Annotated in this window: 22 protein-coding genes and 1 pseudogene; 14 read left to right on the forward strand and 9 right to left on the reverse strand. The window is 61.4% G+C overall.

Annotation, left to right across the window (positions count from 1 at the left end):
- Nucleotides 1–29 precede the first annotated feature (29 nt).
- Nucleotides 30–2,858 carry an excinuclease ABC subunit UvrA gene (gene uvrA, locus WQQ_RS10250; RefSeq protein ID WP_007185087.1) on the reverse strand — a complete coding sequence of 943 codons (2,829 nt, stop codon included), beginning with the start codon at nt 2,856–2,858 and terminating at the stop codon, nt 30–32.
- Between the two features lie 794 nt (nt 2,859–3,652).
- Between uvrA and WQQ_RS10255 the strand changes: the two genes are divergently transcribed.
- From WQQ_RS10255 to WQQ_RS10270, 4 genes and pseudogenes are all read left to right on the forward strand, one after another.
- Entirely contained in the window at nt 3,653–4,975 is a 1,323-nt protein-coding gene (locus tag WQQ_RS10255; protein ID WP_007185089.1) for a hypothetical protein, read from the forward strand.
- Nucleotides 4,976–4,977: 2 nt separating this feature from the next.
- Nucleotides 4,978–5,195, forward strand: a pseudogene (locus WQQ_RS25155) (succinate--CoA ligase subunit alpha); the annotation flags it as partial.
- A gap of 277 nt (nt 5,196–5,472) precedes the next feature.
- Nucleotides 5,473–6,345: a sce7726 family protein gene (locus WQQ_RS10265; protein ID WP_007185091.1), complete on the forward strand. Its 873-nt coding sequence runs from the start codon at nt 5,473–5,475 to the stop codon at nt 6,343–6,345.
- 128 nt (nt 6,346–6,473) lie between these two features.
- The gene (locus WQQ_RS10270) at nt 6,474–7,445 is read left to right on the forward strand and encodes a sce7725 family protein (protein WP_157534574.1); all 972 of its coding nucleotides are present in this window, start codon (nt 6,474–6,476) and stop codon (nt 7,443–7,445) included.
- On the opposite strand, the gene WQQ_RS10275 is transcribed toward WQQ_RS10270, so the two are convergent.
- Nucleotides 7,435–8,058, reverse strand: a complete 624-nt coding sequence (locus WQQ_RS10275; protein WP_007185093.1) for a hypothetical protein — start codon at nt 8,056–8,058, stop codon at nt 7,435–7,437. The genes WQQ_RS10270 and WQQ_RS10275 overlap by 11 nt on opposite strands.
- Nucleotides 8,059–8,066: 8 nt before the next feature.
- Complete coding sequence (locus tag WQQ_RS10280; protein ID WP_157534575.1) at nt 8,067–9,050, reverse strand: ImmA/IrrE family metallo-endopeptidase; 984 nt, start codon at nt 9,048–9,050, stop codon at nt 8,067–8,069.
- 188 nt (nt 9,051–9,238) lie between these two features.
- Between WQQ_RS10280 and WQQ_RS25095 the strand changes: the two genes are divergently transcribed.
- Both WQQ_RS25095 and WQQ_RS10290 read left to right on the forward strand, forming a co-directional pair.
- Nucleotides 9,239–9,823, forward strand: a complete 585-nt coding sequence (locus WQQ_RS25095) for a LexA family protein (protein ID WP_040453351.1) — start codon at nt 9,239–9,241, stop codon at nt 9,821–9,823.
- 130 nt (nt 9,824–9,953) lie between these two features.
- A complete protein-coding gene (locus WQQ_RS10290; RefSeq protein WP_007185096.1) occupies nt 9,954–12,005 on the forward strand; it encodes a hypothetical protein in 2,052 nt (683 codons plus the stop codon).
- On the opposite strand, the gene WQQ_RS23715 is transcribed toward WQQ_RS10290, so the two are convergent.
- Nucleotides 11,943–12,281: an ATP-binding protein gene (locus WQQ_RS23715; RefSeq protein WP_494546126.1), complete on the reverse strand. Its 339-nt coding sequence runs from the start codon at nt 12,279–12,281 to the stop codon at nt 11,943–11,945. The two genes, WQQ_RS10290 and WQQ_RS23715, sit on opposite strands and share 63 nt — an antisense overlap.
- A 119-nt stretch (nt 12,282–12,400) precedes the next feature.
- Here WQQ_RS23715 and WQQ_RS10300 point away from each other — a divergent pair, with 119 nt between their 5' ends.
- Nucleotides 12,401–12,745, forward strand: a complete 345-nt coding sequence (locus WQQ_RS10300; protein ID WP_007185097.1) for a hypothetical protein — start codon at nt 12,401–12,403, stop codon at nt 12,743–12,745.
- On the opposite strand, the gene tnpC (WQQ_RS10305) is transcribed toward WQQ_RS10300, so the two are convergent.
- The 4 genes from tnpC (WQQ_RS10305) to WQQ_RS10320 all read right to left on the reverse strand — a co-directional run bounded on the left by tnpC (WQQ_RS10305) (nt 12,730) and on the right by WQQ_RS10320 (nt 16,208).
- Complete coding sequence (gene tnpC, locus WQQ_RS10305; RefSeq protein ID WP_007183254.1) at nt 12,730–14,265, reverse strand: IS66 family transposase; 1,536 nt, start codon at nt 14,263–14,265, stop codon at nt 12,730–12,732. The genes WQQ_RS10300 and tnpC (WQQ_RS10305) overlap by 16 nt on opposite strands.
- Nucleotides 14,266–14,293: 28 nt before the next feature.
- Complete coding sequence (gene tnpB / locus WQQ_RS10310) at nt 14,294–14,641, reverse strand: IS66 family insertion sequence element accessory protein TnpB (protein WP_040452778.1); 348 nt, start codon at nt 14,639–14,641, stop codon at nt 14,294–14,296.
- Complete coding sequence (tnpA, locus tag WQQ_RS22985) at nt 14,638–14,973, reverse strand: IS66-like element accessory protein TnpA (RefSeq protein WP_083844375.1); 336 nt, start codon at nt 14,971–14,973, stop codon at nt 14,638–14,640. The genes tnpB (WQQ_RS10310) and tnpA overlap by 4 nt, the downstream gene beginning before the upstream one ends.
- Nucleotides 14,974–15,137: 164 nt before the next feature.
- Entirely contained in the window at nt 15,138–16,208 is a 1,071-nt protein-coding gene (locus WQQ_RS10320; RefSeq protein WP_157534576.1) for a hypothetical protein, read from the reverse strand.
- Nucleotides 16,209–16,512: 304 nt separating this feature from the next.
- On the opposite strand from WQQ_RS10320, the gene tnpB (WQQ_RS10325) reads away from it, so the two are divergent.
- From tnpB (WQQ_RS10325) to WQQ_RS25250, 3 genes are read left to right on the forward strand one after another with little or no spacing between them, the layout of a single operon-like run.
- Nucleotides 16,513–16,806 carry an IS66 family insertion sequence element accessory protein TnpB gene (gene tnpB / locus WQQ_RS10325; protein WP_007185099.1) on the forward strand — a complete coding sequence of 98 codons (294 nt, stop codon included), beginning with the start codon at nt 16,513–16,515 and terminating at the stop codon, nt 16,804–16,806.
- A gap of 28 nt (nt 16,807–16,834) precedes the next feature.
- The gene (gene tnpC, locus WQQ_RS10330; RefSeq protein ID WP_007183254.1) at nt 16,835–18,370 is read left to right on the forward strand and encodes an IS66 family transposase; all 1,536 of its coding nucleotides are present in this window, start codon (nt 16,835–16,837) and stop codon (nt 18,368–18,370) included.
- A gap of 7 nt (nt 18,371–18,377) precedes the next feature.
- Entirely contained in the window at nt 18,378–18,680 is a 303-nt protein-coding gene (locus WQQ_RS25250; RefSeq protein WP_085943108.1) for a restriction endonuclease, read from the forward strand.
- A gap of 61 nt (nt 18,681–18,741) precedes the next feature.
- On the opposite strand, the gene WQQ_RS10340 is transcribed toward WQQ_RS25250, so the two are convergent.
- Nucleotides 18,742–20,106, reverse strand: a complete 1,365-nt coding sequence (locus tag WQQ_RS10340) for a hypothetical protein (protein ID WP_007185100.1) — start codon at nt 20,104–20,106, stop codon at nt 18,742–18,744.
- A 290-nt stretch (nt 20,107–20,396) separates the two neighbouring features.
- On the opposite strand from WQQ_RS10340, the gene ssb reads away from it, so the two are divergent.
- The 4 genes from ssb to WQQ_RS10360 all read left to right on the forward strand — a co-directional run bounded on the left by ssb (nt 20,397) and on the right by WQQ_RS10360 (nt 26,115).
- The gene (ssb, locus tag WQQ_RS10345) at nt 20,397–20,924 is read left to right on the forward strand and encodes a single-stranded DNA-binding protein (protein ID WP_007185101.1); all 528 of its coding nucleotides are present in this window, start codon (nt 20,397–20,399) and stop codon (nt 20,922–20,924) included.
- A 261-nt stretch (nt 20,925–21,185) separates the two neighbouring features.
- Nucleotides 21,186–24,653, forward strand: coding sequence for a response regulator (locus WQQ_RS10350; RefSeq protein ID WP_007185102.1), 3,468 nt, complete (start codon nt 21,186–21,188; stop codon nt 24,651–24,653).
- 15 nt (nt 24,654–24,668) lie between these two features.
- The gene (locus WQQ_RS10355; RefSeq protein WP_007185103.1) at nt 24,669–25,496 is read left to right on the forward strand and encodes a CheR family methyltransferase; all 828 of its coding nucleotides are present in this window, start codon (nt 24,669–24,671) and stop codon (nt 25,494–25,496) included.
- A 34-nt stretch (nt 25,497–25,530) separates the two neighbouring features.
- Nucleotides 25,531–26,115, forward strand: a complete 585-nt coding sequence (locus tag WQQ_RS10360) for a chemotaxis protein CheB (RefSeq protein WP_007185104.1) — start codon at nt 25,531–25,533, stop codon at nt 26,113–26,115.
- Nucleotides 26,116–26,152 lie beyond the last annotated feature (37 nt).

The following is a 26,152-nucleotide window of genomic DNA, read 5'->3' on the forward strand; positions in this document are numbered from 1 at the left end:
GGGGAGAGAGGGGCTTTGGCGAGGGTTTGTCAGCCCCGCAACAGCGGCCTCAAAAACTGCCCCGTATACGAGCGCTTCACCTTCGCCACGTCTTCGGGCGTACCGGCCGCGATGATCTCGCCGCCGCCGCTGCCGCCTTCGGGGCCGAGGTCGAGGATCCAGTCGGCGCGTTTGATGACATCGAGGTTGTGCTCGATGATCACCACGGTGTTGCCGTGCTCGCGCAGGCGTTCGAGCACGCGGATCAGCTGCGCCACGTCGTGGAAATGCAGGCCGGTGGTGGGCTCGTCGAGGATGTAGAGCGTCTGCCCGGTGTCGCGACGCGACAGCTCCTTGGCGAGCTTGATGCGCTGTGCTTCGCCGCCCGAGAGCGTCGTCGCGTTCTGTCCGAGCTTCACATAGCTCAGGCCCACGTCGAGCAGGGTTTCGAGCTTGCGGAACAGTGCGGGCACCGGCTTGAAGAACGCGGCGGCGTCCTCCACCGTCATCGCCAGCACTTCGTCGATGGTCTTGCCCTTGTACTTGATCTCGAGCGTTTCGCGGTTGTAGCGGCGGCCGCGGCAGGTATCGCAGGTCACATAGACGTCGGGCAGGAAGTGCATCTCCACCTTGATCACGCCGTCGCCTTCGCAGGTTTCGCAGCGGCCGCCCTTGACGTTGAAGCTGAAGCGTCCCGCCTCGTAGCCGCGAGCACGTGATTCGGGCACCTGGGCGAACAGCTCGCGGATCGGCGTGAACAGGCCCGTATACGTGGCCGGGTTCGAACGCGGCGTGCGGCCGATCGGCGACTGATCGATGTCGATGACCTTGTCGAGATGCTCGAGGCCTTCGATCGCGTCGCATTCGGCGTGGCGCGTGCCCGCGTTGTTGAGCTGGCGCGCGGCGAAGCCGAGCAGCGTGTCGTTGATCAGCGTCGACTTGCCCGAGCCCGAAACGCCGGTGACGCAGGTGATGACGCCGATCGGAATCGACGCATCGACATTCTTGAGATTGTTGCCGCGCGCACCCTTGAGCACGATCTGCTTCTTCGGATCGGGCTTGTTGCGCTTGGCCGGTACGCCGATCTGTTCGACGCCCGACAGATAGCGGCCGGTGATCGACTGCGGATTCTCCGCCACCTTCTTCGGCGTGCCTTCGGCGACGATCTGGCCGCCGTGCACGCCGGCGCCCGGGCCGATGTCGACGACGTAATCGGCCTGGCGGATCGCGTCTTCGTCATGCTCGACGACGATCACGGTGTTGCCGAGATCGCGCAGGCGGAACAGCGTCTTGAGCAGGCGTTCGTTGTCGCGCTGGTGCAGGCCGATGCTCGGCTCGTCGAGCACGTACATCACGCCGACCAGGCCGGCGCCGATCTGCGAGGCCAGGCGAATGCGCTGTGCTTCGCCGCCCGACAGCGTTTCGGCGCTGCGCGCGAGCGTCAGGTAATCGAGGCCGACGTTGTTCAAGAAGCCCAGGCGCGCACAGATCTCCTTCAGGATCTTCTCGGCGATCTCGCCCTTGTAGCCCGGCAGCTTCATCTTCTGGAAGAAGGCTTCGGCGTCGCGAATCGACAGCGAGGTGATCTGCGGCAGGCGCGTATCGGCGACGTAGACGTTGCGCGCCGAGCGGTTCAGGCGATCGCCGTTGCACTCGGGGCAGGGCTTGTCGGACAGGTACTTCGACAACTCCTCGCGCACGGCCACCGATTCGGTTTCGCGATAGCGGCGCTCGAGGTTCGGCAGCACGCCTTCGAACTTGTGCGTGCGCGTGACGAGGCGGCCGCGTTCGTCGGGATACTGGAACGGCAGTTTCTCGTCGTCGCTGCCGTTGAGGATCACGTCCTGGTACTTCTTCGCGAGCCGGTTCCAGGGCTTTTCGGTGTCGAAGCCGTAGTGCTTGGCGAGCGACGAAATGAAATGCCAGTAGTACGGGTTCTTCTTGTCCCAGCTGCGGATCGCGCCGGCCGCGAGCGAGAGTTCCGGGTGATGCACGACGCGGTCGGCGTCGAACACCTGCAGGCTGCCGAGGCCGTCGCACTTCGGACAGGCGCCGTGCGGCGCGTTGAACGAGAACAGGCGCGGTTCGAGCTCTTCGAGCGAGTAGCCGCAATGCGGGCAGGACATGCGCGCCGAGAACGTCTGCAGCTGGGCTTCGGCATCGCCGCTGTGCGGCGCGATCAGCGCGATGCCTTCGGACATGCGCAGTGCGGTTTCGAAACTCTCCGCGAGTCGCTGCTTGATGTCCGGGCGAACCTTGAAGCGATCGACGACGATCTCGATGTCGTGCTTGAGCTTGCGGTTGAGCTTCGGAATCTCGTCGAGCTCGTAGACGCGGCCGTCGACGCGTGCGCGCACGAAGCCCTGCGCGCGCATCTGCTCGAACCATTCGAGGTGCTCGCCCTTGCGTCCGCGCACCACCGGCGCGAGCAGCATCCAGGCGCTGTTCTCGGGCAGCGCGAGCACCTGGTCGACCATCTGCGAGACCGACTGCGCTTCGAGCGCGACGCCGTGATCGGGGCAGCGCGCGGTGCCGACGCGTGCGAACAGCAGGCGCAGGTAGTCGTAGATTTCGGTGACCGTGCCGACGGTCGAACGCGGGTTGTGGCTCGTCGATTTCTGCTCGATCGAAATCGCCGGCGACAGGCCTTCGATGGTGTCGACATCGGGCTTCTGCATCATCGACAGGAACTGCCGCGCATAAGCGGACAGCGATTCGACATAGCGACGCTGGCCTTCGGCGTAGAGCGTGTCGAAGGCGAGCGACGACTTGCCCGATCCCGACAGGCCGGTGATGACGATGAGCTTGTCACGCGGCAGATCCAGCGAGACGTTCTTGAGATTGTGCGTGCGGGCGCCGCGGATGCGGATGGTGTCCATGAAGGGCAGCGAAGGACGTTCTGAGGGCGAACGCACACTATAACCGGCCGCCTGAAGCCGGACCGTTGCCGCCTCCCGGCGAAACGCGCGGCCGGCGCAGAGCGGCCCTCTGAGCCCTGCCCGGAGACCCGAATACCGCCGATGAGGCCGGCGGCAGGTTTTTGCGCGGATCGCTGCTCCGGACGTCGCCGGCCCAGGCGCAGCCCTAGCGCGCCGATCGCTTTCTGCGGACAATCTGGCCCAACGCCGGTGAGCAGAAGGTGGGCGTCCTGTGTCGGATTCGGCAGTCCCCGAACTGTTTTGGCGACGCGTTCGACCGACCCGCGCTCCGGATCACAGAACCCGACGCTGAACCCGAGCAAGCTCCGGCTCTCTTCTCAGCTTTCACAGAATCAACTACTGAGTGGATCTAAATAAAGTTGGAAACGCTTCCCTGGGCAGGTGTAACGATCGTGTGGAAATAAAGTTGGAAGTCACCTGCGCCAGGGTGCGAAAGTTGGAAATGGAGACACTTTCGAACTTCTATCTACTTGACGATAGGAGAGAATCGCTGCCGCGAATACGGCAATCTTGCCGCTTGCTAAGTCGAAAGATGTCTATGCACGCGACTGTCTCTGGTTGCCCCAAGCCCTCTCTTCGGAGAGGGCTTTTTCGTTGATCACACGATGGTCGCTGGAGAGTTGCTGGGTGGGGGCTGTCAATGATCACGCGAATGAGAGCAGGCCCTATACCTGCTCAGTTTTGCGTGAGAATTCACAGCTGGCCTTCAAAGAATCGAGGAAACGGTGGGGCAGATGAACGAAGGCGCGCCGGTAGAACTGATCGAGTCCCTGCGATCCCTGTTTATCCATGGCGAGTCCCCTGCCGGCAACTGGTCGAAAACCCCAGCCTTTCGATCACTCGAGCAACTCGTTGCCGAGCGCTATCAAGTCGAGCAGTGGTATCGGAACTATCTGCTCACCGTGGCGATTCGCAACCTCGGGCTGATCGGAATGCTCGAATCTGGAGAGATGCCAACCGAAGACCTGTTGCGCCATGCTGCCGATGCACTCCATGCCGCCTTTTTTGGACGTGACGGAACAAGGACGTACCTATGTCCATTGGACTGCGCCGGCGTATTTCCCGACGCATACTTTGGTCGCGTCGAGGTGCGCCGCTTCTCGGCGGTTGAACTGGATGCCCTCGTGCATCCGATGGGGCGAGAATCGCGCGCGCCCAGTGATTTCGATTGCGAGCGATTCTCCGAGTTTCACTGGGTTGTGATCCGAGAGGCGTACCAGTATCCCAGCACGAAGGCACCCAGGGTGATGAGCATCCTCAATGAGATCCTGGAGCCTTACGGGATTGTCCGCCCCCACAAGCGCCGATTTCCGGAAGTTGTTGAGGACGTGCTGACCTTTCTGATGCTATCGCCATGGGAGGATTGCGCGGACTACGGGATCTTCGAGTGGCGACCCTTCTACGTTCCCTGGATCTACATGATCCAAGACGATTTGTTCACGCCTCGCAATCCTGCCCCTCGGCCTGACAGCCTCACTTGGGGCTATCACAGCTACACCAATGGCGAAGGCCTCGAAGTGGATTTCGAGGCGCCTGAGCAGTTCGATCTGGACCCGAAGAAGTCCGGCGTCGTCTCAGACTGGTTGACGTCGAAAAACTGGGAGGCCTTCCTTCGCGCCCGACAGTCCGCTTTGTTTCCTGCACCCATGTGTCACTTTCTCTCTCACGCTCTTCACGTGCGAGGGATCGATGAGTTTCAGGCTCACATGCTGGCTATCGAAGCGGGGCTGGGGCTGGCGGAAGATTATGGAAAGGCAGGTTCTTTGACCGGGCCGAACAGCGGAAAGGATAGAAGACGCCCCATCGGAGCCCGCGGCATCAAGATCCGCCTGGTGAATCTGCTGGACGATCCCATGGCAGAAAAAACGCTGGATCAGCTGTACGACGTTCGGAGTGCCTACCTGCATGGTAGGAGCATGCCCGAAGGTGTCACGAACCAGGATCTGCTTGAGGCTCGGCGGCTGGCGCGATTGGTCGCTGTCCGGCTGATGCAGGAGGCCAGCGCCAATCCCGGTCTGGATCGGCAGACGTACTTGAATCGTCTATATGACGCCTAACCGCGGCCGAGTACATCAAGGCCAACGTGAAGAAGCCCGTCGTCGCCTACATCGCCGGCGTCACCGCGCCTCCGGGCAAGCGTACGGGCCACGCGGGCGCGATCATCGCCGCGGCAAGGGCACTGCGGACGAGAAGTTCGCGGCGCTGGAAGCGGCCGGCGTGAAGACGGTGCGGTCGCCGGCGGTTCTCGGCGCGGCGATGCTGTCGTTGCTCAAGTAAGCCGCCGTCTCCGGTGAAGCGTCCCGACGCCTTTCCGAGAGGCTGACCCGGCGTCCCTCTGCTGCGCCTCTAGCGGCCTTTTTGCGCAACTTCGGCCGCCTTTTGGGTGGTTCCCCACACCTCCGGGCACCCTTTCTCAACCCCAGGAACCCTTCCCGTGCCAAGATTAGCGTGGGGATGGGTGATGGATCTGCCGTACGCGAACGGAAAAAGCGAATCGTTCCGCGGCGGATACCGGCTACAGGTCCGACCTTGATGTTGGACCTTACGAGAAAGCTTGGAGAACGCGATGTCGGCGCGCCTCAATAAATTGGCGGAGTTGTTCAGTGCGGCTTCGTTTCGCGACCTTGCAGTGGTGGACTCACCGGCGTTCGTTCGCGCAATCGTCGATGACGCCGGCAAGGTGAACCTGGGGCGGCGCATGAAGGTTCGGTTGATGTTCGATCGGGCCTACGAGCTGCTTCTAGAGCACTACCGCTTCGAGTACATCTACAAGAACGCGATCACTCAGCAGCTGCTTCTCAACAAGCACACCCTGGATAACGGACCTCTGGCCGCGCGGCTTTTGACCGAATTCGTGGTGGGCGAAGTGCGGGCCGACATTGCCGTCATGAATGGCACTTCGACGGTCTACGAGGTGAAGTCGTCTTACGACACCTTGAATAGGCTGCCGAACCAGCTCCGGTGGTATTCGAAGTTGTTCGATCACATCAATGTCGTGACGGCCGATGAGATGGTGGACGACGTCCTGAGGGGGCTGCCCGATTACGTCGGTGTCCTGGTACTCAATCATCAGGGCCAAATCGAAGAGCGGGTTCCGGCAAAGTCGAATAAAGCAAATTTGGATCTTCGGATCGCCTTTCTGGCGATGCGCGAGCGCGAGCTGATCGCGATCGCCCGGCAGCGGTTCGGGATCGAAGAATCGCAAGACTCCGTCGTCTTGGCCGCGTGCTGGGAGAGCTTCAAGGCCCTGGCGCCCGAGGAAGCGCACGGGATCATGGTCGAAACACTGCGTCAGCGTGCTATTCATCCCGCACAAATCAAACTCATCGAGTCGGCGCCCGGCAGCCTCAAGCATCATTCCATCGCCAAGATCATGAATATCGGTCATTGGCGAGCCTTGGTGCCGCAACTCGACGTTGTGATCTAAAGCGTGATCTAAGCCTCGCCTTCCGGCGTCCTCTGGACAAAAACTATAGAAACCGCCTTAGATGACTTGACATACTCCCCGTTGACCGCATCCTCTAAAACTGGTCAACAAGAAACCGGGGGGTTTTCATGTATGTGCCGTTGTTGCATGCGCGCCAAGAAGAACGTCTGGCCGTCCGAGAGGTTGCGAATGCTCTCGTCGCCGCCGGCAACGTCAACCCGCTCTATATTCCCGTAAGAGACAAAAAGGGGAAGCCAGGAGTTGCCATACGGCAATTGGAATTCGCAGTCCGCGAAGTTTCCAAGGCAAGGCTACCGACCTATGTTCTGACGACCCCGTTTGCGCATAAAACGGATCCGGTGCAAAGCACCATCCTCAAAGTGATGGAGGAATGCGACAGCCACGGGGTTACGATTCCTGTGGTCGCGGTAACGAGTGGCAAGCCACTTGCTACCTTGATCAAGGAAATTGCGGCGCTGAAGGGAAAACCTTTCGGGGTACTTCACCGTGGCGAAGCTGCCGATCCCGACAGGCTGCAGGTGGAGTTAGACAAGCATCAGATTGCCACCCACTTTTTTTTCGAAGGGGATTGCGATAATGCCTACTGCGATCGGTGGGAGTTCTCGAATCGAGTCTTATTGCAGGATGGATTTGCGCGGCAGCAGCGCAATGCTGACCATCGGCAGGGCGTCGACGAGGAGTACTCGGATCTGGCTTACCGCTACCGTAGGAAAGGCTTTGAAGGTTATGGCGATCACACGATAGTCGGAGAGATTTTTACTCCGACTGGCGGCGGTAAGGCGGCGATCACCGTCGCCATCCACCTGACCTTCCAGACCCTGGTAGCGAACCGACCGCAGTCGATCTGGATACGACATTTCCTATCGGACGATTCGACAGCCACAGCGCCAAGGGCTGTATGCGTTCGGCAAGCGCTGGATAAACTGGGGCGATTTATCAACCAGCATCGAAGGGCTTTCGCGTTCTCCACCGCCTGCCAGTATTTCGCCGGGCCTCCAGCGTCGACGCCTAGTCTCGGTGTATTGAAGCGTCGATCGATCAAGCATCACCTGGAACTGATGTCGCACCTCAACCTATGAGGAGTGTTCCGGTTTCGGCCCGCAGTCGTTCAATATAGTCGCGCAAGGCGGGCTCCGCCTCAGTGCGCTTGGTGGTCAGCGAAGGCACCGAATTTGTCAGAGCGCCATCAGCAGCGGGATCGGCAATGATGCCCTTTCGGACGATGGCGTATCCGACGTTCTCGAACTGATCGAGAACGAACTGTTCTAGGCAGCAGACCCGGCTCGCCAGGCGGTCGGAGATATCCTTGCAAGCCGGCGTTCTCGCAACGGCTCGCAGTGCATTCTTGTCGCTGGTGAAAACGATGCTCTCCGCATTGCAAGCGCCGGCCGATAGCCAGAGGGCGTCACCAGCATCAATGCCTTCCACCAGGTGGCAGGTGTTGATCAGCCCATGGCCACAATCATCTAGCGAGACTCGTTGTGCCTGGCGGGCGAATGCAGCGAGATCGTCGCGCTGGGCCTCGGTCGCAAGCTTGCGTAGCGCGCCTCGCTTGGCCAGATCGAACGTGCCGTCGATGGAAGGTTGGAGGTAGGGAACGATCTTTTGCTTGGTCAGGACGGACTGGAAGGTATCGAGCAGCTGGATGCGAGCCAGCTTCGCAACGAAGTCGTTGTCGATGATGGCGATCACGGTGGAACTCAGAGCGCCAGGACTCTGTGCACGAACTCGCTGCGCTCCTCTGAGAGACGGTCCCAGTCCAGGTTCGGTGCTGCGTAGTCGCCGTTGATGAAGACGGGCGCGTTGGAGCCCGGCTCGATGCGCTGCAGTGCCATGAGCGCCAATGGCCACTGACGGCTATCCATGCCGTACCGCAGCGCCAAATGGCCCCGATCGACCTGCTGCTCCCGGGCGAGGTCCCTCAAGTTCCGCTCCAATTCGGCTCCGCGGATGTCCGCGGCCGGGGTCGCGATCGCCTGCGGCCCGCCGAGCACGGAGAGGGCGTAGACGTCAGCTTCGCGCTCCTGATCGTCCTCGGCCGGGCCGACGCCTTCCTCCTCGCCATCGACGATCAACTCGTTCTGGCCAAGGTGGCCTCGCGCGATGTGGCCCGCTTCATGAGCGAGATAAAACGCATGCCAGGCGTTCTCCCGGCGTCCGCTGCCCATGAGAATGACCGGACGACCATCGACATCCACCGCCATGCCGGAGGGGCGTGACAGTGGCGCGGGCCAGTCGCTGTAGTGGGCGACGGGTATGCCGTGGTTCCAAAGGTAGGTCAGTAGGCGCGGCAAGGTGACCGTCCCACCTGCCGCCAGCAGTTCGGCGCGCATCTGCGCTGGATCAGCGGGCAGCGGCGAGTAAGGAACGCGCGTGGCAGCCGATAACGCGCGGGCGAGCGAGTAGAACATTGAAGCCGCCGGTTCTAGGCTCGCAGCACTGGTGGCGCGAGTGCGCTTGAACTTCGGAACGCTCGGCAGAGCTCCGAACGTGACTGCACGCCCTTCATCCAGGGATCGCAGATCGAGGCCAAGTTCCTTGGCCAGATGAACCTTTAGCTCAACAAGTCCGCTGGGGGTCTCAGGCTGGTAGGCGTGCACCCAGGCAGGCAATACCCGTTCAAGGTAGGGCTTTCGAATCCCGACCTTGGCGACCCGCCTGAGTAATTGCTGGACTGATTCCATTGACCTACCACTCACCAAGCAAACGGGCCTTGCGGCCGCCGAAACCGCTGCCGTCCGAGATCTTAGCGTCCGAAGCACGGGAGGCTCGTCGCTCCCGCCTCGTTGTCTGCGCAACAACGGAGCCAAAGCGCATCGTCAGCAAGTTGCGAATGATAGAATATACATTCTATGAAACGAATTTTCATCCTATGAGGGGGCACTCGGATGGCTGGCGCCTAGAACGGTTGAGGGACTACCACGCCCGGGAACGTTCCCTCCCGACCTACCAGGGTATAGCGGACCTGCTTGGATACGCCTCGACTTCAGCGGCTGCAGCGCTGGTCAGCCGGCTGGTCGGAAGTCGACACCTTCAGAAGGGGTCTGGCGGCCGGGTCGTGCCGGGAGAGCGATTCTTTGAGCGGTTGCTGTCGGACGCCAGGGTGCCGGCGGGCTCGCCGATAGATATGGATGACGTCGGCATCAGCGCTATCGACATCGACCGCCAGCTCGTTCGATTCCCCTCCAGGACTTTCGTGGCGCAGATCGAGGGGGAGTCGATGATCGAGGCGGGTCTGCTCGACAAGGACTTCGTGGTTGCCGAGCGAGAATCGCATTGCCGGCATGGAGACATCGTCGTGGCGCTCGTGGATGGCAGCGTCACGGTCAAGTACCTGCGGGACGAGAACGGAGAGGTGTTCCTTCGCCCCGCAAACAAAGCTCACACCGATATTCGGCCGAAACGAGAGCTGCAGATATTGGGCCTCGTGGTCGGCAGCTTTCGGAAGATGGTCTGAAAGGCCATAAATCGGATACCGAGGGGGCAAGCCTCGGGAGCCATCTGTGCATACAATTCATCACAATGCCAACGACAACAAAACAGGCGGTTACCTCAGGGACTCTTATGCCCCACAGGAGGCTGCTGCCATGACGATCAGCACCAACCTGCGGGGTCGCCTGCGGAACACCTCGTTACCCCTGGCGAAGGGGCTGATGCCTCTCTTTGAGGCGGTTACGAATTCGCTCCAGGCGATCGCGGCTTTGCATCCGACAGAGCCTTCAGCTGGAAGCATCCTTGTCGAAATTTTGCGCCGAACTCAGGCGCCTCTGGCGCTGGCTGATCCGAAGAGCAAGAGCTGGTTTGTTCCTACGGAACCCATTGTCGGATTCCGCGTTGTCGACGACGGTATCGGATTCGACGATCGCAACTTCAAGTCGTTCGAGCAGCTCGACACCGACCACAAGGAGCGTGAGGGTTGCCGTGGTGTCGGCCGGCTTCTTTGGCTCAAAGCGTTCAAGAGCGCCTCGATTGTAAGCACCTACGAACACGCCGATGGTGTCTGGAAGCAGCGTCGCTTTACATTTGACGATCGACAGGGCGTCAGCTTGCCGGTCGTTGAGGACGTGCAGTCGGCCAAGGCTCGGCGAACAGAAGTTCACTTGGATGCATTTCTCGAAGGCTACCGTGACAAGTCTCCCAAGACTGGTGACGTTATTGCACGGGCTATTTTCGAGCATTGCCTTTGGTACTTCTTACGGGACGGCGGCGCCCCCGACATCACGATCAAGGATGGTGCGGAAGCTATCCCACTAGAGACGGTCTACAACGAGTACATGTACTCGTCGACTAAAAAGACACAGCTCGAAATCCAGGGGCATGCGTTTGAACTGACCCATCTCAAGCTGAGGACCAGCATCGCCAAACAACCGTTCATCTCGCTGTGTGCGGGCGGTCGGATGGTAGAGGAAGAGGCGCTACGGCCGCTCATCCCAGGGTTGTTGTCAAAGGTGCGCGATCCGGAAGGTGACTTCGTATATGCCTGCCATGTGACATCACCATATCTGAATTCCCATGTGCGGCCCGAACGAATCGGCTTCGACATGATGGAATCCTCGGACCTGCATACCGAAGGCGAGGTGACGCGTTCAGAGCTTCGCTCGGTGATTGCTGAATCGGCAAAGGCTTTTCTCAAGGCTCATCTGGAAGATGGGAAGAATGCGGCTCGTGCCCGCGTGGAGTCTTTCGTAGCTCGCAAGGCGCCACGTTATCGTCCGATCCTCGCCCACATCGACGAAGACAAGCTCATCGTCGACCCCGAGATCTCGGATCGCGAACTGGATCTGCTCCTTCATAAGCACCTCGCCGAGATCGAGGGTGGGCTCATTGCTGAAGGGCACGCGATCATGCGATTTGGAGAGAAGGAATCCGTCGAAGGCTACCGCGAGCGCTTACAGCGGTATATGTCCAAGATCGACGATCTGAAGAAGTCAGATCTTGCCAACTATGTCTTCCACCGCAAGGTCATTCTCGACATCTTTGCACAGGCGACTCAGATCGGAGTGGATGGAAAGTACAAGCGAGAGGATGTGCTGCACGAGATGATCATGCCGATGCGTAGATCGTCGGACGAAGCGCACTTCGATAGCTTCAATCTGTGGCTGATAGATGAGCGCCTAGCCTTTCACGACTACCTGGCGTCGGATATGCCGCTGACATCGATGCCGATTACCGACTCGATCGAGACTAAAGAACCCGACCTCGTCGCTCTCAACGTCTACGACGAGCCGATTTTGGTATCTGATCGAAAGATGGCACCGTTTGCTGCCTTGACGATTGTCGAAATCAAAAGGCCTATGCGCAACGACGCTGCACCGGGTGAAGACAAGGATCCACTCGAGCAGGTTCTCGGCTATCTGGATCGGCTGCGCTCTGGAGAGATTACGCATCCGAGTGGGCGTCCGATTCCCAATGCGAAGGAAATGCCTGGGTTCTGTTATGTGGTTAGCGATCTCACGCCAAAGTTCATCCATCGCTGCCGCATGCTGAATCTGCATCCGACGAGTGACGGTATGGGCTTCTTCGGCTACAACGATGCGTTCAAGGCTTATATCGAAGTGAGTTCCTACGACCGACTTCTAGTCTCCGCTCGTGAACGCAATCGTGCCTTCTTCGACAAGCTCGGGCTCCCTACAAACTGACTTAACCAGATGGGTTTTGCCGGTGCCGGGGCCGCCGACGAGCACGATGTTTCGCGCTTCGCTCATGAAGCTGCCTTCGTAGAGATGGCGCACCTGCTGCTCATTGACTGGAGACTCAGCGAATTCGTAGCTGTCCAGGTCGCGATAGACCGGGAATTTCGCCGCTGCCATTTGATAGCGGATCGAGCGGGCTTGACGCTCGGCGGTCTCGGCTTGCAGCAATCGCCCGACGACTTCCAGCGGTGTCCGGCTGCGCTTCATGCCTTCGTCGGGCACTTCGTCGAAACCCGAACAACCTGATCGGCCTTCTACCTGCTTTGTAATGTAGCTTCAAAATTCGCGGATACCGCCTCTCCAGGTTAACCAATGCCCATTCCGGGCACGAGGAGAGGCACATGCAGTTTCATCTCAACTGTGGTCTGCGTCAGAGCGGCAGCTGGAACGCCGGTGAATCCGCTCACTACATGCGGAATTCGTTCTATCACTTCACGCCGGATCCGAGCGGGCTCTTGAAGCGCTTTGGCAACAACACGGTCGTAATCGTCAGCGCCGATTCGAACAAGGCCTATGCCGCATTCAAATCGGGAATGAGTTTGGCCGATCGTTTCAAAAACAACCTGTTGGTTTCGTACCGCGTACGATTTCCTTGCGGCACTGAAGTCTCGGTTCTCGAAAGCGAGCTTCGTGAGAATAAGGACTTTCTACGTAAGCGTCCAGAGACTACCTATAGCGGGAGCTGAGCGGCGACATTCCAGGGCAGCAGCTCATCAAGCTTGTTGATGGAATGATCTGCGATGCGATCGAGCACATGCCGCAGATAGGCTTCGGGGTTGAGTCCGTTGAGCTTGGCCGTGCCGATCAGGCTGTAGATCGCAGCGGCACGCACGCCGCCGGCATCGGAGCCGCAGAAGAGAAAATTCTTGCGCCCGAGCGCGACGACGCGCAGGGATCGCTCCGCTGCGTTGTTGTCGATTTCCAGATTCCCGTCGTCGCGATAGCGCGTCAGCGCCGGCCAGCGTGAGGTGGCGTAGCGAATCGCCTTGGCGAGTTCGGATTTCGTCGAGAGCGTGCCGACGGTTTGATCGAACCAGCCCTTCAGTTCTTGCAGCAGTGGTCCGGCGCGCGATTGCCGTTGTGCTTTTCGCTCTTGTGCTGGTTTACCGCGAATGTCTTGCTCGACGACATACAAAGCGCCGATGCGATCGAGGGCTTGCTTGGCGATGGGCGAGGCATTGGCCTGGTGGATGTCGAAGAATTTTCTTCGCACGTGCGCCCAGCAGGCGGCTTCCTGGATCTTGCCGCCGCCGTAGAGGTGATGAAAACCGGCGTAACCATCGGCCTGCAGCGTGCCTTCAAAACGGCTCAGGTGCCGCTTCGGATGCTCGCCCTTGCGATCGGGCGTGTAGCGGAAGAGCACCGCTGCGGGAGTCTGGCTGCCAGCCGGGCGATCGTCGCGCACGTAAGTCCACAGCCGTCCGGTCTTGGTTTTCCCATTGCCTGGCGCGAGCACTGGCACCGGCGTGTCGTCCGCATGAATCTTGGTCGCGCTCATCACGTGCGCGGCAATGCGTTCGACCAGCGGGGCGAGTAGCGCCGCGCTGCCGCCGACCCATTCGGCCAGCGTCGAGCGCTCGATCTCGACACCTTCACGGGCGTAAATCTCGCTTTGCCGATACAGCGGCAGGGAGTCGCCGTACTTGCTGACCAGCACATGCGCCAGCAGGCCAGCGCCGGCCAGGCCACGGGCGATCGGCCGTGAAGGTGCCGAGGCCTGGACGATGCGCGAGCAGGCATCACAGGCGCACTTGGGGCGCACGTGCTGAATCACTTTCCAGTGCGCCGGCACGTAATCGAGCATTTCCGAAACATCTTCGCCGATCGGCCGCAGCGCGCCGCCGCAGTCGGGGCACGCCGATGCCGGCGCATGGACGATGGACTCGCGCGGCAGGTGATCGGGCAATGGCTTGCGGGCAGGTTTCTGCCTGGCTTCCGTGGCCGCTGAAACGACCGGTACCGCGTCGGGTGTCTGCAGCTCCTCGATCAGCAATTCGAGCTGCTCGATCTCACGGTCGAGCTTCTCGCTCTTGGCGCCAAACTGCATGCGCTTGAGGCGTGCCAGCTGGATCAGCAGCTTGTCGATCTGGGCATCGCGATGGCGCAGCACGCTGCGCAGCGTCGACAGCTCGGCGGCATGCGACTGCACCAGCGCACGCAGCGCTTCGACGGTATCGGGCAGATCGGATTCGGGCGCATCGAGCATGGCATCTCGATGCAAAAAGCTTGCAGAATCAGGCGGCTTTCGAGGGTTTTGTGGTGCGTTCCGGTCGTCGCCAGTCGATGCCTTCGAGCAGCATCGAGAGCTGGGCTGCGGTCAGATGCACGCGGCCCGACTCCGCCTTCGGCCAGACGAAGCGGCCGCGCTCCAGTCGCTTCGATAGCAGACACAAGCCGTCACCGTCCCACCACAGCAGCTTGAGCTGATCGCCGCGGCGACCGCGAAAGGCGAAGACATGGCCCGAGAACGGATCATCTGCGAGCACCTGCTGCACCCGTGCCGATAAACCATCGAAGCCTTTGCGCATGTCCGTCACGCCGGCCGCGATCCACACCTGTGTGCTGGCTGGCAAACCGATCATCGTGAGCGCAGGCGATCAAGGATCGTCAGCACCATCGCATCGGATGCCGATTCGATGCGTAGGCAGGCACCGTCGGCGAAGGACACGCTCAAAGCGACGCTCGTCGATTGCGGAGTCGGTGCAGCAGGCGGGACGATCGTGACCGGCAGCAACGTCGTCTTGCTCGCCGCGTCCGCCTCGCGCCACCATTTGAAAATTAGATTGTGATTCAGCCCATGGCGCCGGGCGATCGACGAGACCGAACTCTGCTTCTGCCGTGCTTCGGCTACGCACGCCGCCTTGAATTCCGCCGAATAGCTGCGCCGCTTCTTGCCCAAGGATGATGCTTGCATGGTGTCCACTTAATCAATCGTGGACACCATCGGCGCCCAAGGGACGCTTATCTTCTACGCCACAACACTCCCTTCAAGCGGTGAGCCTCGGACGCTTACCTTTCTACTGGCTCCTATCGAGGATTGAGCCGCGTCAATTCCAAACCCCGCTTCGGCGGGGTTTTTCATGTCGTCTCATCACTCGGATCACCTTGCGGCAGTGTATCGAGCGGAAGTGCAGGTGACTTCGATGGAGGCCACAAGTTGGCAGCCTTCTGCAGAATCGGAGTGGGTGCGATCGATAGCACATCCTCCATGGTGTACATGAGGCCCTCACGATCACCGACCAAAGCGTTGATCTGCGTGTAGATTTCAGAGATTGCGCCGTTGAGAAAGTGCATTCGAGCGTCGTAGCGCACGATCGGAACGCCTGGCTGTACCTTGAAAGCGCATTCTGAAAATGGTCCGAACTCATCACGCATTGCGTGGACGAATTGAGGATCGGCTTGATACTCGGCTTGATCCTTTGCTCTCAGAATTTCCTCAAAAGCCGGCCAGTGCATCGGATGAATCTCTGACCACTGATTTCTCACGATTCGCATCAGCGCGAGTCCGTGAAGCATTCCAGAGAGATTGCCAGCCTCGACTCGGAGATCGTATTGCTTGCAGGCGTGCTCCAAAGCATCGATGTAGGCCTGCCCCTCGGACAAGGCTAGGCGGTCAATCGCATCTCGCGCTCGAAGCGACAAGACAAGAATTGCGTCTAGGCTCGCATTCGCGGCAACAGCAAATGCACCGGTCTGAATGTCGGGGAGGGAGCCCAGACGGCCTGGGTAATGTGGCCCGCAGATGGCAGTTGCGAAATCAGCAATGTGCCTGTGTGCCTGCACCATGCCCATTCGACTCAGGGCGGTCGTCACCATCTCTTCTTGAGGTTCCGGGTGCGGCAGCCGCTTTCCGCTAAGAACACCCCATAGAGGTGAGTAGTAATCGGTCTCCGAGCCGGGATAGATCTCGGCGGCGCGATCGACGAGGCTTTTCACTCTTATGCCGCCTCGCTCGACTCTTTCCGGGTTGTCGCCGTATTTCGCAATCTTGTCGAGGGCGCGGAATCCGCTCTTTCTCTCCACCAACAGCGTATCGAGCGCGCCATAGGTTAGGCCCGATATTTTTTGTAAGCGTTGGGCCCACAGTGATGAGCGAAGTCTCTGCTCGATGGTTCGGTATCGGCGTCCTGCCGTCCCTTTTGCGCTCATTCCATCGAGTCCCATCGCAATACCCCCAATTAATATCCGATGCACCATGCCAGCTGTGTGCGATTTAATGCCAACACCCGCCACTGATCACTGACGACCGAAATGTCCGGACAAATCGCACCCAAAGAACAAGGCCAACTAGCCGAGGTGCATGGCCAGTTGCTGCGAGGAGACGCCCTGCGTCGGGCGCTGGGTTACGGCTCGGTTCGGACGTTTTATCGCGCTGCAATCGGTCATGCAACGCCGGTGCCGGTGTTCAAAATCGCGGGCAGGACAGAGTGGTATGCCAAGACCCGTGACGGACATGCGCAAAGGCTTCGATGGTTTATCGGCACGGGTGCAGCAGGTGCTCGCAGATGATCCGTTCTCGGGCCATGTCTTCGCCTTTCGCGGTCGCCGCGGCGATCAGCTCAAGCTGCTGTGGTGGGACGGTGACGGCTTGTGTCTGCTATCGAAGCGACTGGAGCGCGGCCGCTTCGTCTGGCCGAAGGCGGAGTCGGGCCGCGTGCATCTGACCGCAGCCCAGCTCTCGATGCTGCTCGAAGGCATCGACTGGCGACGACCGGAACGCACCACAAAACCCTCGAAAGCCGCCTGATTCTGCAAGCTTTTTGCATCGAGATGCCATGCTCGATGCGCCCGAATCCGATCTGCCCGATACCGTCGAAGCGCTGCGTGCGCTGGTGCAGTCGCATGCCGCCGAGCTGTCGACGCTGCGCAGCGTGCTGCGCCATCGCGATGCCCAGATCGACAAGCTGCTGATCCAGCTGGCACGCCTCAAGCGCATGCAGTTTGGCGCCAAGAGCGAGAAGCTCGATCGCGAAATCGAGCAGCTCGAATTGCTGATCGAGGAGCTGCAGACACCCGACGCGGTACCGGTCGTTTCAGCGGCCACGGAAGCCAGGCAGAAACCTGCCCGCAAGCCATTGCCCGATCACCTGCCGCGTGAGTCCATCGTCCATGCGCCGGCATCGGCGTGCCCCGACTGCGGCGGCGCGCTGCGGCCGATCGGCGAAGATGTTTCGGAAATGCTCGATTACGTGCCGGCGCACTGGAAAGTGATTCAGCACGTGCGCCCCAAGTGCGCCTGTGATGCCTGCTCGCGCATCGTCCAGGCCTCGGCACCTTCACGGCCGATCGCCCGTGGCCTGGCCGGCGCTGGCCTGCTGGCGCATGTGCTGGTCAGCAAGTACGGCGACTCCCTGCCGCTGTATCGGCAAAGCGAGATTTACGCCCGTGAAGGTGTCGAGATCGAGCGCTCGACGCTGGCCGAATGGGTCGGCGGCAGCGCGGCGCTACTCGCCCCGCTGGTCGAACGCATTGCCGCGCACGTGATGAGCGCGACCAAGATTCATGCGGACGACACGCCGGTGCCAGTGCTCGCGCCAGGCAATGGGAAAACCAAGACCGGACGGCTGTGGACTTACGTGCGCGACGATCGCCCGGCTGGCAGCCAGACTCCCGCAGCGGTGCTCTTCCGCTACACGCCCGATCGCAAGGGCGAGCATCCGAAGCGGCACCTGAGCCGTTTTGAAGGCACGCTGCAGGCCGATGGTTACGCCGGTTTTCATCACCTCTACGGCGGCGGCAAGATCCAGGAAGCCGCCTGCTGGGCGCACGTGCGAAGAAAATTCTTCGACATCCACCAGGCCAATGCCTCGCCCATCGCCAAGCAAGCCCTCGATCGCATCGGCGCTTTGTATGTCGTCGAGCAAGACATTCGCGGTAAACCAGCACAAGAGCGAAAAGCACAACGGCAATCGCGCGCCGGACCACTGCTGCAAGAACTGAAGGGCTGGTTCGATCAAACCGTCGGCACGCTCTCGACGAAATCCGAACTCGCCAAGGCGATTCGCTACGCCACCTCACGCTGGCCGGCGCTGACGCGCTATCGCGACGACGGGAATCTGGAAATCGACAACAACGCAGCGGAGCGATCCCTGCGCGTCGTCGCGCTCGGGCGCAAGAATTTTCTCTTCTGCGGCTCCGATGCCGGCGGCGTGCGTGCCGCTGCGATCTACAGCCTGATCGGCACGGCCAAGCTCAACGGACTCAACCCCGAAGCCTATCTGCGGCATGTGCTCGATCGCATCGCAGATCATTCCATCAACAAGCTTGATGAGCTGCTGCCCTGGAATGTCGCCGCTCAGCTCCCGCTATAGGTAGTCTCTGGACGCTTACAGTGGAACTCGGCGTGAGCGTGTAATCGTGCAGTGCAAGCACTGGCGCAGCCGATCCGTGTCCGTGCCTGATCTTGCCGTGGTCAAAACGCAGATGCAGTTGTGGGAGCCCCCACGGATCGATGCCCTAGTTATTGCAACATCGGGTCGATTCACCGCCGACGCTGTGAAATGGATCGAACGGCACAACCAGTCTGACTCCGCATTGAAAATTCACATGTGGGCTGAAAGCCACCTTGAGATGCTGCTCGCCAGCAGACCTAATCTCATAGCCGAATTCAGGTTGCGCTGACTTCAATAAACATACTGGCTGGATCCGGCAGCGTAGAGAGCCCAATCCTCCAAATGGACGGCTACCTTTTCCGCGGGCCGGGCAGAGGTGGGGGCTTCTGATGCCAGGCAGGGAGTTCGCCCAGCAACTCCTCGCCGCCTGTGAATATCCTCCCGCTTCCCGTTAAGGGTAGGTGTCCCGTGACACTGAAGTAGTCCACGGTTTCGTCAATCATCCAGCTTTTCGTCTCCGTTATTCGGCAGACGAAATAGTGCAGATAGAGCGCATTTATCTTCACCCTGGACTGGAACTCGGCGACGGCTTGGTAATTCTTTGCTCGCCGAAGATCCGAAATGTCGATGTCACCGTCGGCATCCATGCCGATGTGCCCCACGCCCTCGCCAACCTCCAACAGCTGCTTTTCGATCTCGCTGAGATGGCTTTTGATATGGCGCGATTTGTTCGTCATGGACGTCTCGGCCACGCAGCGCCAGGTTACGACCGTCCCAGCGTGCGCTTCACTGATGTATCGAGGGTCATGATGGGACGGTATGAAGACGCCCGCCATTGAGTAAGGCTCCTGAACCTCGTGGCCGATCAGCAACCGAGCCAGCTTCGACCCAAATAGAAGGTGATAGAAGTCCCGGATGTCCTTCTGGACAGCCCGGATATTGGCCGGTTTGACGGTTCCGAACCCAATCTCGTCTTTCCAAGGATAGCCGCCGGTCAAGGCTAGGCGACTGGTGATTGCCTTCTCTGCCCATGAGGCAAGGTACCCATCGGGTATCTCGTGAAGCTCCTTCGTGTAAGTCACGTCGATGTGCAGGCTCAGACGATCTCGTTCGACGAATTCAGCTAGGCGATCGAAAATGCGCCTTTGCTCCGACTTCTCCTTTGCCTCATAGGGGCCGGAACGGAGGCGCTTGCACTCGACGTGCTGAGTTGCTCCGGCGCGAGTGATCTGAAAGTCCGCGGTTTTCGAAATGCCCCGCCGCTCGGGCACGAATTCGACTTGATATCCGTCTTGGACGTAGCGAAGTGCCGTTACGAGCTCGAAGAAGCCGCCCGACGGATCGCTCCCGTTGCTTAGTAGCATTCTTGCGGCTCGGTCCGAGGCACCGGCGATCGACTTCACCTTGTCGAGATTTTCGCCAAGCTGTTTGATGAAGGGAACGACGTGGGTTCCAAGGCCTAAGTCGTAGGCGGCGGCATTATTTATAAGAGCGTCGGCTTGAGCGAGGTAGCTGGCGACAAGATCGGCGCCGAGCGTGTCGAGGGTGATGTCGCCTCCGCGCTCATTCGGATTCCCGACGTGACGAATGTAGGTGTCTTGCGCCTTCTGGACGCGGGTCTTTACGTCCTGAGACCGATCTCCGCACGTCTCGTAAAGCCACTCCAGCGCACGCGCGACATCATCGTCTTCGTGCAGTCCCCCCGACCGTTTCATGGCAGCTCCCCAGCTCCGTGACCGTGGAGGATTCTAGTCAGACGGAGGCGGTTTGCACCCAGTACGCGGGCGAAGGCGGACGCTTCTGTGACGAGGGCCGGAAGAGGTATTGCGGTAAACTGAGGCCGACTCGCAGTTGTAACCTGATCGGGCTCGCGCGACCCGCCGGAGACCCTATGAATCCCAACTATCTGATTTCGTTATAGTGAAGTTTCCAAGTTTATTTCGGCACTTCCAACTTTATTTACGCACTTCCAACTTAATTTCGACTCATACACCAGGGGATTTCCATGGCCCGCGGCATCAATAAAGTCATCCTGATCGGCAACCTCGGCAAAGACCCCGAAGCGCGCAGTTTCCCGAACGGCGGCTCGGTCACCAACATCACGGTGGCGACGAGCGATTCCTGGCGTGACAAGGACGGCAACCAGCAGGAACGCACCGAGTGGCACAACGTGGTGTTCCACAACAAGCTCGGCGAAATCGCCGCGCAATACCTGCGCAAGGGCAGCAAGGTCTACATCGAAGGCTCGCTCAGAACCCGCAAGTGGCAGGACAAGACGTCCGGCCAGGATCGCTACACCACCGAGATCCACGCCAACGAAATGCAGATGCTCGACGGCAAGCCGGGCGGCGGCGGTGGCGGTGGATCGGCCGAGTACGGCGGCGGCCAGTCGTCAGGCGGCTATGGCGGCGGTGGTGGTTACGGCGGAGACAACGGCGGCGGCCGTTCGGCCCCGAGCCGGGGCGCTCCGCAGCGCAGCGCCCCGGCTCCGGCCGCGGATGCGGGCTTCGAGGACGACGACATTCCGTTCTGAAAAGCTGGCCGCAACTGCAACCGAAGACCCCTCGCGAGAGGGGTTTTCTTTTTTCCCGGACGGACGCGGCCATGCTGCAAATCGCAAGCTCGAAAATCGCTTGCATTGCAAACTGAAATCCTTGAATCAACAGGGCTTGCTGCGGCTGTGCGGGCTGCTTGATCCGACCCTGTAAAAGCCGGACATTAGGCGCCGGCCAAGGCGTCCGAAAGAGCGCGCGGCCTGGTTTTCCAGCCTGATCTTGACAGTCAAGGACGCTCAATGACGCAGAATTCCGCCGCCCCAAAGACGGGCCGGCGCAAAGCCTATGGCGCTCCGCTGCCGCCCGCGACGCTGATCGGTTTCATCGCCGCGATCGCGGCGGTCATCATCACCTCGGCGTTTTCGTACAGCGCGCTCCGGAGCAGCGCCGAGACGGCCGACCGGCTCACGCACACGCTCGATGTGATGCAGCGGCTCGAAACCCTGCGCGTCTCGATCCGCGATGCCGAAACCGGCCAGCGGGGCTACCTGCTGACCGGCAACGAGACCTATCTCGACCCCTTCCTCCGCGCCAAGGGCACGCTGCAATCGACCGTCAAGGAGCTGCGCCAGCTGTCCGCGGACAATCCTCAGCAACAGCAGCGGCTCGACAGTTTCGAGCAGCTGTTCGATGCCAAGATGGACGAGCTCAACGAGACCATCGAGCTGCGCCGCCAGGGCAAGGCGCAGGAGGCGGTCGCCATCGTCGCCACCGATCGCGGCAAGGCGACGATGGACAGCATCCGCGCGGTGCTCGCCGACTTCGGTCGCGACGAGCGCGACCGCCTGAGCCAGCGCCAGACCGACTGGCAATCGGCCATCGATTTTTCGGTCGGGGTGCTCGGCGGCGGCGCGGCACTGCTGCTGGTGCTGATCACGATCGCCGGCGTGACCATCTCCCGCGAATACCGGGCGCGCGAGATCGCCGGCTGGCTGCGCAACGGGCAGATGGGCCTGTCGCTCGCGCTGCAGGGCCAGCTCAGGCTCGACCGACTCGGCGAGAACGCGCTCAAGTTCCTGACCTCGTATCTCGATGCGCAGGCGGGGGCGGTCTACATCGCGCAGGACGACGGCAGCTTCCGGCGCTACGCCGGCTACGCGCTGCCGGCTTCGAACATCGAGGTGCTGCGCAGCGGCGACGGCCTGCTCGGCCAGGTCGTCAAGGACCAGCGTACCGTGCACGTGCGCGAGGTTCCGGCCGATTACCTCAGCGTGGCCTCGAGCCTGGGCCGGGCCAGCGCGCGCGAGCTGCTGCTGGTTCCGGCGCTCGTCGACGGCAACGTGCATGCGGTGATCGAGCTGGGCTTTTTCCGCCGGCTCGGCTCGGCCGACGTCGATCTGCTCGACCGCGTCTCCGAAACCCTCGGCATCGCGGTGCGCTCGTCCAAGGACCGTTCGCGCCTCGAAGCGCTGCTCGAAGAAACCCAGCGCCAGAGCGAAGAGCTGCAGGCCCAGCAGGAAGAGCTGCGCGTCAGCAACGAAGAGCTCGAAGAGCAGAGCCGCGCGCTCAAGGAATCGCAGGCGCGCCTCGAAGGCCAGCAGGCCGAACTCGAACAGACCAATTCGCAGCTCGAAGAGCAGGCGCAGCAGCTCGAAGCCCAGCGCAACGATCTGGCCGCCGCCCAGGAAGGACTCACCGAGCGTGCCAGCGAGCTCGAACGCGCCAATCAGTACAAGAGCCAGTTCCTGGCCAACATGAGCCACGAGCTGCGCACGCCGCTGAACTCGTCGCTGATCCTCGCCAAGCTGCTCGCCGACAACAAGAGCGGCAATCTCACGCCCGAGCAGGTGCGTTTCGCGCAGACGATTTCGTCGGCCGGCAACGACCTGCTCACGCTGATCAACGACATCCTCGACCTCTCGCGCATCGAGGCCGGCAAGATCGACATCACGCCCGAGTCGATCAACGTCGCGCGCAGCATCGATACGCTGCTGCGCAGCGTCGAGCCGATGGCCCGGCAGAAAGGGCTGGCGCTCAAGTGGGAGATCGAGCCCGGCACGCCCGAGCGCATCGACACCGATGCGCAGCGGCTCGGCCAGATCATCAAGAACCTGCTGTCGAACGCGCTCAAGTTCACCGAGCGCGGCGAGATCCGCCTGCGCGTGTTCGCGATCGACGACGGCATCGGCTTCGCGGTGCGCGACACCGGCATCGGCATCGCCCCCGAGCAGCTCGACCTCATCTTCGAAGCCTTCCAGCAGGCCGACGGCAGCACGCATCGCAAGTACGGTGGCACCGGCCTGGGCCTGTCGATCTCGCGCGATCTCGCCCGCCTGCTCGGCGGCGACCTGACCGTGCAGAGCACGGTCGGCGAGGGCAGTGTGTTCACGCTCGTGCTGCCGCGCGTCTACGTCGATGGCGCTGTGCCGATGCCCTTGGCGACGCCGCTAGGACCGGCCGCGTCGATCATGATTCCGGAGCCGGTGACGCTGGCATTGTCGACGAGCGTTTCGCATTCGTCGGGGCCTGCGCTGGTCAAGCCTGAGGTCGAAGACGATCGACACCATCTCGCTCCCGATGCGCGCGTGATCCTGGTCATCGAAGACGATGTGCGCTTCGCCGCGATCCTGCGCGATCTCACGCACGAGATGGGCTTCTCTAGCGTGGTGACGCATACCGCCGGCGATGGCCTGGCCGCCGCTACCCAGTACCGTCCGATCGCGATCCTGCTCGACATGAACCTGCCCGATCACTCGGGCCTCGGCGTGCTCGACCAGCTCAAGCGCAATCCGTTGACGCGGCATATTCCGGTGCACGTCGCCTCGGTGGCCGACTACACGCAGGAGGCGCTCGAACGCGGCGCCATCGGCTACGCGCTCAAGCCGGTCAAGCGCGAACAGCTCATCGAAGCCTTCCAGCGGCTCGAAGCCAAGGTCATGCAGGGCCTGCGTCGTGTGCTGGTGGTCGAGGACGACGAGCGTCAGCGCGACAGCATCCGCCAGCTGCTCGCGACCGGCGACGTGCAGATCGTCGGCGCCGAAAGCGCAGCCTCCGCGCTCGCGCAGCTGCAAAGCTCGACTTTCGATTGCGTGGTGATGGACTTGAACCTGCCCGATCTGTCGGGCTACGAACTGCTGCAGAAGATGGCCGAGCAGGACGAGGTCTCGTTCCCGCCGGTGATCGTCTACACCGGGCGCTCGCTGTCGCGCGACGAGGAGCAGAAGCTTCGCCGCTTCTCCAAGTCGATCATCATCAAGGACGCGCGTTCACCGGAGCGCCTGCTCGACGAGGTGACGCTGTTCCTGCACCAGGTGGAGTCCAAGCTGCCGGCGGAGGCGCAGCGGCTGCTCAAGGTGGCGCGCGACCGCGAGTCGGCGCTCGAAGGGCGCACTATCCTGGTGGTGGAGGACGACGTGCGCAACGTGTTCGCCCTGACGAGCCTGCTCGAGCCCAAGGGCGCCAAGGTGGAGATCGCGCGCAACGGCCGCGAGGCGCTCGATGCGCTCGAGCGCGCCGGCAAGGGCGGACATGCGGCGGTCGATCTGGTGCTGATGGACATCATGATGCCGGAGATGGATGGCTTCACCGCGATGCGCGAGATCCGCAAGCGCGCCGAATGGAAGAAGCTGCCGATCATCGCGCTGACCGCCAAGGCGATGCGCGACGACCAGGAAAAATGCCTCGCCGCCGGTGCCAACGACTACATCGCCAAGCCGCTCGACGTCGAAAAGCTGATGTCGCTGATCCGCGTCTGGATGCCCAAGTAAGTCCGGCCGCAGCGAATGGAACCGCCCATCGACCGGAGCTTCGAGATCGAGCTCAAGCTCCTGATCGACGCCATCTACCTCAAGTATCACTACGATTTCCGCGAGTACGCGAACGCCTCGCTCAAGCGCCGCCTGCTCGCCGCGATGCCGCGCTTCGACTGCGCGACGCTGTCGCAGCTGCAGGACAAGGTGCTGCACGACGTGGAAGTGTTTCCGCAGCTGCTCGACTTCCTGACCGTGCAGGTGTCGGAGATGTTTCGCGATCCGGAGTATTTCCTCGCGCTGCGCGAGTCGGTGATCCCGCTGCTGCGCACCTATCCGTCGCTGAAGATCTGGGTGGCCGGCTGCAGCACCGGCGAGGAGGTCTACTCGTTTGCGATCCTGCTGCGCGAGGAGGGCCTGCTCGATCGCACGCTGATCTACGCCACCGATATCAACACCAATGCGCTCGCGCGCGCGGAGGCCGGTGTCTACCAGGTCGATCGCATCGCCGGCTTCACCGAGAACCACCGCCGCTCGGGCGCGCGCGCCTCGCTGTCGGATTACTACACCGCGGCTTACGGCCGCGCGGTGTTCGACAAGAGCCTGCGCCGGAACATCGTGTTCTCGGACCACAGCCTCGCCACCGACAGCGTGTTCGCCGAGGTGCAGCTGGTGTCGTGTCGCAACGTGCTGATCTATTTCAACCGCGAGCTGCAGGACCGCGCGCTCGGGCTGTTTCGCGAGGCGCTGTGCCGCAAGGGTTTCCTCGGCCTCGGGGCCAAGGAATCGCTGCGCTTCTCGAACCACAGCGACGCGTTCACCGATCTGGTGCGCGAGCATCGCCTGTTTCAAAAAACGTGACCGGAAACGCAACACGCCTGATGGACGGACGCTGATGCCCAGGCTGGAAGGCCGTTTCGATGCGATCGTCATCGGCACCTCGGCCGGCGGCGTCGAAGCGCTGTCGGTGCTGCTGCCGGCCTTGCCGCCGGCATTGCGCGCCTCGGTGTTCGTGGTGCTGCATCTGCCGCGCGATCGGCCGAGCCTGCTCGTCGACATCTTCGAGCATCGCTGCAGGCACCGGATCCGCGAGGCCGAGGACAAGGAGCCGGTCGAACCCGGCAGCATCTACTTCGCGCCGCCGGACTACCACCTGCTGGTCGATCGCGGGCGCGATCGAGTCGTCAGGGTGGCGCTGTCGAGCGACGACATGGTGCATTTCTCGCGGCCGTCGATCGACGTGCTGTTCGAGGCCGCGGCCGATCTCTACGGCTGCAGGCTGCTCGGCATCGTGCTCACGGGCGGCAACGAAGACGGCGCCGCCGGGCTCGCTGCGGTGCGCCGCCTCGGCGGTGTCTGCGTGGTGCAAGACCCGGACGATGCGCAGGCCGCGTACATGCCGCAGGCCGCGCTCAAGAAGGTCGAGCCCGATTTCGTGCTGCCGATCCGGCAGATCGCGGAGCTGCTCGGCGGGCTGTAGCGGCTTGCGGGCGAACGTCTGGCCGTAAGACATACGC

The sequence above is a fragment of the Hydrocarboniphaga effusa AP103 genome (assembly GCF_000271305.1).
In the GTDB taxonomy this organism is placed as follows: domain Bacteria; phylum Pseudomonadota; class Gammaproteobacteria; order Nevskiales; family Nevskiaceae; genus Hydrocarboniphaga; species Hydrocarboniphaga effusa.